The organism is Streptomyces sp. NPDC001796 (genome assembly GCF_042892355.1).
GTDB lineage: Bacteria > Actinomycetota > Actinomycetes > Streptomycetales > Streptomycetaceae > Streptomyces.
Map to the genome: position 1 here is coordinate 58333 of NZ_JBIAUC010000030.1, position 11444 is coordinate 69776.

An 11444-nucleotide genomic window follows, 5' to 3' on the forward strand; every position below is an offset into this window, starting at 1 on the left:
GTCCTGCATGCAGGGCACGGCGGTGGACCTGTGTGCCGGACGAGGAAGCAGGGCACGGCGCGGTGGAGCCATGTGCCGGGCGAGGAAGAGGTGCTACCCGCTGTACCGGCGCCGGTCCAGCCCGCCGGACGCGACGACCGTCCTACCCGCCGGACGCGGTCCGGTACAGATCCGCGGCCTCACGTCCGAGGACGACGCTGTAGGACACGTCCGGGGTGGAACCGCCCTGTTCGTGTCCGCCGAGGATGCCCACGACCTCGCCGTAGCCGTTCACCCAGGGGCTGCCGCTCGTGCCGCTGGTGAAGCTCGGGCAGTCGATGCGCTGCTGGGTGCGGCTGTGGACGGTCGGCCTGTTGGTGCAGGTGATCGGGGTTTCCTGGGAGTCGGGGTAGCCGGTGACGGTGACGGCGGTGGCGCCGGTCTCGTGCCCGGTGACGAACTTGTTGCCCCCCACGATGCTCTCGACCTCGACGCCGCCGATGGACTCCACGGTGGCGAACGCCACGTCGCTGTCCTCGTCCTGCCCGCCGCTCCAGCGGTCACCGACGAAGGTCCTGGTCACCTTCCACACACCGTAGGGCGCCTTGCCGTCCCGGTAGCCCGGGGCGAACCAGAGGGTGCCGCTGCCCACGCAGTGCGCGGCGGTCACGATCAGGTTGCGGTTCTTGCTGTGCAAGACGGAGGCGGTGCAGAAGTGACCCCCCTCCAGCCCGCCGGACTCGCCGAACAGCGCGCCGATGCGGGAGCTGGCCGAAGTGGCCGGCGCCTGCACGGTCACGCCCAGCGGTCCGGGACCGCCGGCGGCCGCCGCCACGGAGGAGGACGTGACGGCCAGCAGCACGACCGTGCCGAAGAACGCGTGCCGGCGGTTGCCCGGGAGGCGTCTGATGCGCTTCATCACCTCTTACTGTGGCCTAGAAAGGTGAGAAAAACTCTTTGAGCACCCTGAAATTCCTCAATGAGGTCTCATTCCCGCAGCTCAGCAGGGGCATTCGGCCCACAGGGACTTCCTCCCTCCGGATCGCTGCGCGTATGTGCGATGAACGTCAGTTCGAAACTAGCCCTCATCCGCCCCGCGGGCGGATGCGCGTAGAGCCGCCCCACGCAGCGCTCTCAGGGTCCTCCGCGGCCTCAGCGCCCTCCCTGTGAACCCCGTCAAGTCGACGCCACGCCCCCGCCATCCCCCGGCCATCGACCAGTAAGGCGGGCACCTCGGTTCGGCAATGCGCAAGTCAGGAATTCCGGACCCTCTTGTTTGTCGCGTACTCAACAAGTCAGGGTCGTCCCGGGCCGCCGCCTCGTCGCCGGGGACACCGAACCGGCGACGCACCCGCACGCATTTCCCCTGTCAAACCGACTCAGGAGAACGCACGTTGCGTACGACACCCCCCATCAGACCGGCCCGGCCCGGCAGGTGGCGCCGCATGGGCTCGGCCGCCGTCACCACCGCCGCCCTCGTGTTCGCCGGCCTCGGCGCCGCTGCCCACGCGGACGCGGCCACCTCGGCGAGAACCACGTCCGCGAAGTCCTCCTCGGCCACGTCCGCCTCATCCAAGGTGACGTGGACCCGCTCCTGCGCCCTGCCCGAGAAGAAGGGCGAGATGGCCTGCAACGCCCTGCGCGTCACCGGCGGCATCACCGCCTTCCAGCGGCAGCGGGCCAAGGAGGAGGGCATCGCGCCCCAGGCCGTCTCCCCGAAGGCCGCCTCCGACTCCCCCACCGGCTACGGCCCCGCCGACCTCCAGTCGGCCTACGGCCTGACCGGCGCCGCCGCCGGCAACGGCTCCGGCGAGACCATCGCGATCGTCGACGCGTACGACGACCCGAACGCCGAGTCCGACCTCGCCCAGTACCGCTCCTACTACGGCCTCCCGGACTGCACCTCCGACAACGGCTGCTTCACGAAGGTCAGCCAGACCGGCTCCACCACCTCCCTCCCCTCCGCCGACAGCGGCTGGGCCGGTGAGATATCCCTCGACCTCGACATGGCCTCCGCCGTCTGCCCGAACTGCAACATCCTGCTCGTCGAGGCCAAGTCCGCCTCGATGAGCAACCTGGGCACCGCCGTCAACGAGGCCGTCAAACTCGGCGCCAAGTTCGTCTCCAACAGCTACGGCGGCTCCGAGTCCTCCTCCGACTCGACGTACGACTCCTCGTACTTCAAGCACCCGGGCGTCGCGATCACCGTGAGCGCGGGCGACGAGGGGTACGGCGCCGAGTACCCGGCCGCCTCCAAGTACGTCACCGCCGTCGGCGGCACCCGCCTGTCCACCGCCTCCAACAGCCGCGGCTGGAGCGAGAGCGTGTGGAGCACGAGCAGCACCGAGGGCACCGGCTCGGGCTGCTCCGCGTACGACGCCAAGCCGTCCTGGCAGACCGACTCCGGCTGCTCCAAGCGCATGGTCGCCGACGTCTCGGCCGTCGCCGACCCCGCCACCGGCGTCTCGGTCTACGACACCTACGGCGACGGCACCGGCTGGGTGACCTACGGCGGCACCAGCGCCTCGGCGCCCATCATCGCCGGGGTCTACGCCCTGGCCGGCACCCCGGGCAGCACCGACTACCCGGCCGCGTACCCGTACGCCGCGGCCGGTACGTCCGCCCTCAACGACGTCACCAGCGGCAGCAACGGCTCCTGCTCCACCAGCTACTTCTGCACGGCCCGGTCCGGCTACGACGGCCCGACCGGCTGGGGCACCCCGGAGGGGATCGACGCCTTCACCCACTGATCCCCTTCCCCCCAACATGACGGACGCCGTCAGCGAGTAAGTGGGGACTTACCGACGGCACCCCCCGGGAGACGGGCCGCGGCAACCAGCCGCGGCCCGTCGCCGTGCGCGCTCCCGGCACGTCCGGCGTCCCGGCACGCCCCGTGCTTCGACGCACAACCGTGCGATCTGACATGCCGCCACCCGACGTCCACGCGCCCCCTGTTCGGGGATAGCCTTCCGCTCGTACGGGTGACACCCGAACGCCACGGGCCGGCCGGTCGGCTCGCGCCAGGGGCCGACCGGGCCCTCACGGCGCAGAAGAAGTCAACGACGGAACCACACACAGGGTTCCGCTGCGACTTCATTGCCCGGTGTGACCCGCCGTGATACACACAGTGACCATACGCCCCTTCACACACCGGTCCACGCCCCTCGCGAGGGTCCCGAGCGGGCCGGACGCAAGGGACACGTACGAAACCCGCCCATCAATGACGCCAAGTCGACATACGACAGCGGCATTGTCGGCGACAATAGCCCTGGCCTCTGCGACGGTGGCAGGGGGTACGGAACAACCCAACAGGGGCGGTGACTTACATGCATCTCGCGGCCGCAAAAGGCGACATCAACACGATCATCGGCGGTATCGCCCCAGACTGGGGACCGTTCGGCAGCCTGGGCAACGAGGCTCGCGTGATGGTCGAGGTGGTGATGGCCGTCGCCATCCTGCTCTGCCTGGCCATCGCGATCTGGGGCGCGGCCAAACAGCGCATCGGTGCGACGGCCCTGCGCGACACGTTCAGCGCCGAGCAGGGCAAGGGGCTCATCATCGCGGGTCTGACCGGGGTCTTCATCATCGGCTCGCTGGGCACGCTGTTCACGATCGTGTACGGCATGGCCGTCTAGGCCCGGCCCCGGACCGCCGGGCCCACCTGGCGCACCGCCAGTCCCCGGCCGGGCGCGCCCGGCAGCCCCTCCGACCCATTCGTCCGTCGCGCCCACCGGCTGAGGTTGCGTTTCCCTGATGTCGAGTCACCACACCGCGTCCGCGCGGCAACCAGCACGGCTACCGTCGTACTTCTACGCGGTTCGAAACGGCCAACAGCTGAAGGGGGCGTGCGCGGCGTGAGTCTCGGTGACGGTGCCTCCGGCGGGGGCGACACGGAGTACGGCGGGGTCGGGCAGACCCGTACCCGGCTGCCGGGCAGCCGGAGCGGTGACGTGTACGGGGGAGCCCGGCGGGGCCGGTCCTCGTCCCGGAGCCTGGTCACGGTGGTCGGCGTGGTCGTCCTCCTGATCGCAGCGATCGCCTTCGCGAACCGCGGGGACGGGGGCTCCTCCTCATCGGCGGACGGCGGCGAGCCCAGAGCGGGCTCGGCCCCTACGGCGGCTTCGGGGGCACGACCGGTCCAGTCGAAGACCGGGGGGATCCCTTCGGGCTTCGCGCATGATCAGCAGGGGGCGGAGTCGGCTGCGGCCAACTATGGGATCGCGCTCGGTTCCACAGGCATGTTCGACGCCAACCAACGGCACACCATCGTCAACGCCGTCTACGCCCCCGACGTGGCCGCCGCTCGGCAGTCGGCTCTCGACAAGGCGTACTCGAACGAGAAGTTCCTGGCCAACGTCGGTCTGAACAAGGACGGCACGGCACCCAGCGGCGAGACGTTCGTCTCGCGGATCATCCCGGTAGGCACCAAGGTCACGAAGTACAGCTCCGACAGCGCGACCGTCGAGCTCTGGTACACGTCGCTCTTCGGGCTGTCCGGCGACGGCTCCACCAACCCGGTGTCCGAGAGCTGGTATACGACGACCTACCAGCTGAAGTGGATCAACAGCGACTGGAAGGTCACCGACTTCACGCAGAAGGACGGGCCCGTTCCGGTTGGCCGGGACCAGAAGGCCTCCACCGCTGACGACATGAGCAAGGCCGTCGAGGAGTACGGAGGGTTCACGTATGCCCGCTAAGCGCCGCATGCTCAAGGTCGCCGCCGCTGCCACGGCCGTGGAGACGGCCATGATGCTCTTTGCCACCCGCGCCCTCGCCGCTCCGAGCCCCTCGCCGTCGCCGTCGACGAGCAACGACCCCTGTGACCTCATCCGGGGTCCCGCCAAGGACTACTGCGAAAAAGGCAACTCCGGCAGCTCCACCGGCGGCAACTCCCTCACCCCCGACAACCCCCTCGACCCCCTCTCCTCCCTTGCCAAGGGCTGCGCCGACGCCGCCGTCTCGACGATCAACAAACTCAGTGAGGCCGTGCAGAAGACCGCCAACGTCGACTTCACGAACCCACACTTCCTGCAGCAGTACGAAATCGTCTTCGCGGCCTCCGCCATCCTCACCCTCGTGCTGTGGCTGCTGGCCGTGGCCAAGCGAGCCGTGCGCGGTGTTCCGCTCGGCATCGCCATCAGCGAAGCCGTCGGCTTCCTCTGGCTCACGGTGCTGGCCTCCGCCTTCACCCCGTTGATCCTGTACACGGTCGTCTCGGCGACCGACGCCGTCAGCGACGTCATGGCCAAAGCCACCGGCAACCAGACGACCACCTTCTTCGGCGCGTTCGCGGGCGCGCTCAACAAGGGCACGGGCATCGGTGGCGGCCCGATCATGCTGATCATCGTGTCGCTGGTCTCGATCCTCGCTGCGGGCCTCCTCTACCTGGAACTCTTCATCCGGGCCGTACTGCTCTACGTCGGCGCCCTGCTCGGTGTCGTCGTCTACTCCGGCCTCGTCGACAAGAATCTGTGGGGCCACGTCCGCCGCTGGGCGGGCATCATGATCGCCGTCATCCTGGTCAAGCCGATCATCGTCATCGTGCTCGGCCTCGCCGGCGCCCTGACCACCGACGGCGGCCCGGACGCCCTCGGCGCCGTGGTCTCCGGCCTCGCCATCATCCTGCTCGCCATCTTCTCGAGCGCCATGATCTACCGGTTCGTGCCCGGTTTCGGCGACGAGATCGTCAACTCCCGCAACAACCGCATCATGCAGGGCGCCGAGCGCAAGGCCGCCGCCGTCATCAGCTCCCCGGCGACCCTCGTCGCCCAGGGCATCAAGACCCACAGCACCCGCGCCGACAGCAACGGCGGCGCGGCCGCGGGCGCCACCCAGCCGCCCCGCCCCGCCAACCCCGTCTCCGGTGGTGTGGCCGCGCACAGCACCCGTACCCCCGGCGCCGGCGCATCCGTCCCCTCCGCCCCCCCACCACGCACCAGCCCGGCCCAGACGCCGCACGCCGGCAACACCCGCAACAGCAGTACCAACCGCACGGGAGGTGAAGGGCGTTGACGACCGAGTCCCACGTGTCCCATCCGGTCACGCCCCGCCGTACATATCTGATCGGCCGCGCCCGGCCGAACGCGATCATCGGCCGCAACCGCGAGACCGGCGAGATCGCGCTGATCATCGGGGGCGCGTTCCTCGGCATGATGTGCGGGCTCCTCGTCCCCGTCCTGTCCCTGCGCATCGTGCTGCTGATGGGCTTCCCGCTGCTCGCGCTGGCCGCCGTGTACGTGCCGTACAAGCACCGCACGTTCTACAAGTGGTTCGAGATCAACCGCAGTTACAAGCGCACCCTGCGCCAGGGCGCGGCCTACCGGTCCGGGGTCATGGAGGCCGGCACCCGGATCGACGGGCGCGAGGTCGAGATCGGGCCGCCCCCGGGCATCGGCCGCATCACCTGGCTCGCCGCCCCCTTCGGCCCCGACGAGATCGCCGTGCTCCTGCACGCCGACCGCAGGACGGTCACCGCCGCGATCGAGATCGAGGGCCCCGGCGTCGGCCTGCGCGACAGCGAGGACCAGGAGGCCCTCGTCGACCGCTTCGGCACCCTGCTGAAGCACGTCGCGAACGGCGACGGCTTCGTCACCCGCCTCCAGATGCTGGCCCGCACGCTGCCCGCCGACCCGGACGCGCACGCCAAGGACGTCGCCCAGCGCGGCGACGAGCGCTCGCCCACCTGGCTGCGGCAGTCCTACGACCAGCTGCTGTCCATGGTGTCCACCAGCAGCGAGCAGCACCGCGCCTACCTCGTCGCCTGCATGCACTACACCCGGGAGCTCGCCGCCGAGGCCCAGGCCATGGCGCGCGCCGCCCGGCCGCAGGGCGGCAGGAAGGTCGACCGGGACGCCGGGCTCGCGGTGGTGATGGCCCGCGAGCTCACCGACATCTGCTCCCGGCTCCAGGAGGCGGACATCCGCGTCCGGCAGCCGCTGGGGCAGGGACGGCTCGCCTCCCTGATCCACTCCATGTACGACCCGGACCACCCCATCGACCACATCCAGGCGATGACCAAGCGCAACGCCTGGCCCGCCGAGCTCGACGCCACGGAGCCCACCTACCTCCAGGCCAAGACCCGCGAGTCCTCCACCCGCGCCCCCTGGTGCCACGCCACCGCGTGGGTCAAGGAGTGGCCGATGACCCCGGTCGGCGTGAACTTCCTCGCGCCCCTCCTCGTCCACACCCCGGACGTCATCCGCACCGTCGCCGTCACGATGGACCTCGAACCCACCGAGATCGCCATCGAGCGCATGCTCACCGAGAAGACCAACGACGAGGCGGAGGCGAGCCGCGCCGCCAAGATGAACCGCACCGTCGACCCCCGCGACATCGCCGCCCACTCCCGCCTGGACCAGCGCGGCGAGGACCTCGCGAGCGGCGCCGCGGGCGTCAACCTGGTCGGGTACATCACCGTCTCATCCCGTTCCCCGGAAGCCCTGGCCCGCGACAAGCGGACCATCCGTGCCTCGGCAGGCAAGTCGTATCTGAAGCTGGAGTGGTGCGACCGCGAGCACCACCGGGCCTTCGTGAACACGCTCCCCTTCGCCACCGGCATTCGGAGGTAAGGCCCTGATGCGGGATCCGCTGTCCGTCCTGACCGACGCCTTCACGTCCTTCCTCTTCGGCAAGGTCGAGACGACCCGGCTGCCCGTCCGCACCTCCACGGGCCAGGCCCAGGCCGTCTACCTGCCGACGGCCGCACCCGGCCTCGGCGACTCCGGCGTCATCATCGGCCGCGAGGTCTACTCCGGGAAGGGATACGTCTACGACCCCTTCCAGCTGTACGGTCAGCAGCTCCCGGCGCCGCACTGGCTCGTCCTCGGCGAGTCCGGCAACGGCAAGTCGGCGCTGGAGAAGACGTACGTCCTGCGCCAGCTCAGGTTCCGCGACCGACAGGTCGTGGTCCTGGACGCACAGGGCGAGGACGGCGTCGGCGAGTGGAACCTCATCGCCGAGGAGCTGGGGATAACACCCATCCGGCTCGACCCGATGGCGGCCCTCGACCACGGCATCCGGCTCAACCCGCTCGACCCCGCGATCACCACGACCGGGCAGCTGGCCCTGCTCCGCACGATCATCGAGGTGGCGATGGGCCACGGCCTGGACGAACGGTCCGGCTTCGCCCTGAAGGTCGCGCACGCGTACGTCAACGAGACGATCATCGAGCGTCAGCCCGTGCTCAGCGACATCGTCGAACAGCTACGGCACCCCGAGCCCGAGTCGGCCGAGGCGATGAACGTCGCCCTGGACGACGTACGGGCCTGGGGCCTGGATGTCGCCCTCGTCCTGGACCGCCTGGTCGACGGTGACCTCCGCGGCATGTTCGACGGCCCCACCACGGTCGGCATCGACCTCGACGCCCCGCTGATCGTTTTCGACCTGTCCCACATCGACCGCAACTCCATCGCCATGCCGATCCTGATGGCGATCGTGGGTGTGTGGCTGGAGCACACCTGGATCCGCCCCGACCGGAAGAAGCGCATCTTCCTGGTCGAGGAGGCCTGGCACATCATCAACAGCCCGTTCGTCGCCCAGCTGTTCCAGCGGCTGCTGAAGTTCGGCCGGCGCCTCGGCCTGTCCTTCGTGGCCGTGGTCCACCACCTGAGCGACGTGGTGGACGGAGCGGCGGCCAAGGAGGCCGCGGCGATCCTGAAAATGGCGTCGACCAGGACGATCTACGCCCAGAAGGCCGACGAGGCACGAGCGACGGGCCGGGTCCTGGGTCTGCCGCGCTGGGCGGTCGAGATCATCCCGACGCTCTCCCCGGGTATCGCGGTGTGGGACGTCAACGGCAACGTACAGGTCGTCAAACACCTCGTCACGGAAATGGAACGGCCGCTGGTCTTCACCGACCGCGCGATGACGGAGTCGTCGAGCGACCGCCTGGCGGACGACGCGCTGCGCGCCGCGGAACTCGAGGCGGAGGAACGCGCGGCGGCCTTCGTCGAACAACGACTGAGCGATCTCGACGGCTCGTCCGAGACCACGGTGGCGTAGGGACATGGGCGACATGGGGTTCTTGGAGTCCCGATGAGACCAGGCACGGAGCGGCAGGAGCGGCGGCACGACGGCCAGGGCGGTGTTCCCGACGGGCTGTTGGTGGGCCTGCTCGCCTTCCTGCTCGGCGTGACGCTGATGGTGTGGTCGGCCACGGGCCTCGCGGGCTGGTTCACCCGGGGCGCGTGGCCGCACGGCGTACGGATCAGCAGCACGCCGGTGGCCATGCGCCACCTGATCACCGAACCCCACGACATCACGGGCGCGTGGCCGGACACACCTCCGGACCAGCTCTCCGGATACGGGCTGTTCTGGGGCCTGTTCATAAGCGAACTGATGGTGCTGTTCGTGCTGACGGTGTTCGCGATCGGCACGGTGGCACGGTGGAAGGCGGTACGGGCCCGAAGAAAGGCGGAGCCTGCCGCCGGTAGGCCGTACGGGGACGTGGTCGTGGGGCCGCGCCTGGAGACGGCCGGGACACCGCACGGGGACCGGGCCGTGGGACCGCATGGAGCGAAGGCCGGAAGACCGCAGGGGGCGGTGCCCGACGTGGCGGCCGGTTCGCTCACCGCCGCTGCCCCGGACTCGGCCCCCTACCCTGCCGCGGTCCCGGCCGCCGCCCTCCCCGAGCACCTCGGCACGCGACCGCCGACACCGGTCACCGGCCCGGTCCCCGCCACGGCAGGTGTCGAACAGGCCCTGCCCGTGGTCCCCGTACTCGCGGCCCCCGGCACCCCTGCTCCCGTCCCTGGCACCCCGAGAGCGCCCTCCGTCGTCCTCGGCGGCCCCGACGTCCGTCATCCCGTCGCCGCCCAGGCCGTGCGCGACGCTGAGGGGCCGGCGCTCGTCATCACCTCCAGCCCCGCCCTGTGGTCCGAGACCAAGGACGCCCGCGCCAAGCTGGGGCCCGTCCTGCTCTACGACCCCTCCCACCTGTGCGACACCCCGGCCCGGCTGCACTGGTCGCCGTCCGCCGGCTGCGAGGACAAGGCGACCGCCGCCGCACGCGCTGTGGCGCTGCTCGCCCCCGTCCGCCCCACGGCCCGTATCGACCAGGCGGTGGCCGATGTGGCGGAAACGCTCCTGCGGAGCTATCTGCACGCCGCCGCCATAGAGGGCCGCACCATCCGGCACATCCACCGCTGGGCGCAGGGCACGCAGGTCCAGGAGGCCGTACGCGCCCTGCAGACGAACCCCAAGGCGTCCTCCGGCGCGGCAGGCGAACTGGAGGCCGCGCTCACCTCGCACCCCGAACGCAGGGACATGGCGCAGGAACTGACGGCCCGCGCACTGTCCTCGCTCTTCACGGTCAATATCCGCGAGGCATGCACACCCAACCGAAATGACAGCCTCGCCTTGGATTCCTTCGTCAATGAAGGGGGCACACTTTATGTGGTCGGTGAATCCATCGAGGACCCCCGCCAGCACCCCGGCGCCATGCCGCTGCTGACGGCCCTCGCCTCCAGCGTGGTCGAGCGCGGCCGCCGCATGGCCGAACGGTCATCCTCCGGTCGCCTCGACCCACCACTCACCCTGGTCCTGGACGACGTGGCGGCGGTGGCCCCGCTGCCCCAGCTCCCGGATCTCCTGACGACGGGACGGGACCTGGGCCTGCCGGCCTTGGCCCTCCTCCGTTCCAGGGAACAGGCCCGCAGCCGCTGGCCCCAGCACGAACTGCCGGTATAGAGGTCCCCCGGCCGGCCCCGACTACGGCCGCTCGATCACCATCTCCAGCTCGCGCTCGTCACCGACCCCGGACAGCGGCACGGTGACCCCGCTCGGCGCGAACCCCACCCTCCGATAGAACGCCTGGGCGCGACCGTTGTCCTCATGCACGATCAGGCGCACCCGCTCCACGCCGAGGCGCCAGGCCCACTCCAGGGCCTCGTCGAACAGCACCTCGGTCAGCCCGCACCCGCGGTGCTCAGGCCGCACGTACACACCGACGACATGCCCCTGCCGCCGGTCGACCGGAAACCCCGCCCAGTCCTTCGTGCCGGCCTCCTCCATGAGCATGGTGACGGTCCCGACCCACTCGCCGTCCGGTCCCTCCGCGACGAACTGGCGCGCGCCGGCCGCACCCTCACCACACCCGGCCGCACGCTCCTGCCAGAAGGAGTCCGGCTTGGCCAGGGCCTGGTCGTACGTCTCCAGGAAGGCGAGGTGCGCCACCGGATCCTGGAGCGCTCGGAGCCGCAGCGCCTTCACAGCGGGCCACTCCTCGGCGCGTATGGCACGAACGACGTATGTCTCGGCGATCTCAGGACTGCTCATGGGGAAACCGTACGTCACCCCTCGCCGGCCTCACTGCGGGACGCGAAAAAGCCCCAACTCACCGGACTGTACCCGGGAATTGGGGCTTTTTCTCAAAAATTGTTCGGCGGTGTCCTACTCTCCCACAGGGTCCCCCCTGCAGTACCATCGGCGCTGTAAGGCTTAGCTTCCGGGTTCGAAATGTAACCGGG

9 protein-coding genes and 1 rRNA gene are annotated in these 11444 nt (G+C 70.1%); 7 read left to right on the forward strand and 3 right to left on the reverse strand.

The annotated features are described in order from the left end of the window. Window positions 1–142: 142 nt before the first annotated feature. Window positions 143–898 carry a trypsin-like serine peptidase gene (locus tag ACFYZE_RS34515; protein ID WP_389003142.1) on the reverse strand — a complete coding sequence of 252 codons (756 nt, stop codon included), beginning with the start codon at window positions 896–898 and terminating at the stop codon, window positions 143–145. Window positions 899–1373: 475 nt separating this feature from the next. Here ACFYZE_RS34515 and ACFYZE_RS34520 point away from each other — a divergent pair, with 475 nt between their 5' ends. From ACFYZE_RS34520 to ACFYZE_RS34550, 7 genes are all read left to right on the forward strand, one after another. Continuing rightward, the gene (locus ACFYZE_RS34520) at window positions 1374–2729 is read left to right on the forward strand and encodes a peptidase S8 (protein ID WP_389003145.1); all 1356 of its coding nucleotides are present in this window, start codon (window positions 1374–1376) and stop codon (window positions 2727–2729) included. Between the two features lie 576 nt (window positions 2730–3305). Next, complete coding sequence (locus ACFYZE_RS34525; protein WP_043441655.1) at window positions 3306–3614, forward strand: hypothetical protein; 309 nt, start codon at window positions 3306–3308, stop codon at window positions 3612–3614. 219 nt (window positions 3615–3833) lie between these two features. After that, window positions 3834–4676 carry a hypothetical protein gene (locus ACFYZE_RS34530; protein WP_389003148.1) on the forward strand — a complete coding sequence of 281 codons (843 nt, stop codon included), beginning with the start codon at window positions 3834–3836 and terminating at the stop codon, window positions 4674–4676. Continuing rightward, the gene (locus tag ACFYZE_RS34535) at window positions 4666–5991 is read left to right on the forward strand and encodes a hypothetical protein (RefSeq protein ID WP_389003151.1); all 1326 of its coding nucleotides are present in this window, start codon (window positions 4666–4668) and stop codon (window positions 5989–5991) included. The genes ACFYZE_RS34530 and ACFYZE_RS34535 overlap by 11 nt, the downstream gene beginning before the upstream one ends. Beyond that, on the forward strand, window positions 5988–7547 hold the full coding sequence (locus tag ACFYZE_RS34540; RefSeq protein WP_389003154.1) for an SCO6880 family protein: 1560 nt from the start codon (window positions 5988–5990) through the stop codon (window positions 7545–7547). The genes ACFYZE_RS34535 and ACFYZE_RS34540 overlap by 4 nt, the downstream gene beginning before the upstream one ends. Window positions 7548–7554: 7 nt before the next feature. After that, the gene (locus ACFYZE_RS34545) at window positions 7555–8979 is read left to right on the forward strand and encodes an ATP-binding protein (protein WP_389003157.1); all 1425 of its coding nucleotides are present in this window, start codon (window positions 7555–7557) and stop codon (window positions 8977–8979) included. Between the two features lie 33 nt (window positions 8980–9012). Continuing rightward, window positions 9013–10665 (forward strand): type IV secretory system conjugative DNA transfer family protein, encoded by a 1653-nt coding sequence (locus tag ACFYZE_RS34550; RefSeq protein ID WP_389003160.1) that lies wholly within the window; start codon window positions 9013–9015, stop codon window positions 10663–10665. Between the two features lie 21 nt (window positions 10666–10686). On the opposite strand, the gene ACFYZE_RS34555 is transcribed toward ACFYZE_RS34550, so the two are convergent. Together ACFYZE_RS34555 and rrf are read right to left on the reverse strand one after the other, a co-directional pair. Further along, complete coding sequence (locus ACFYZE_RS34555; protein ID WP_389003163.1) at window positions 10687–11253, reverse strand: GNAT family N-acetyltransferase; 567 nt, start codon at window positions 11251–11253, stop codon at window positions 10687–10689. Window positions 11254–11354: 101 nt separating this feature from the next. Then, window positions 11355–11444 (reverse strand): 5S ribosomal RNA (gene rrf / locus ACFYZE_RS34560); the annotation flags it as partial.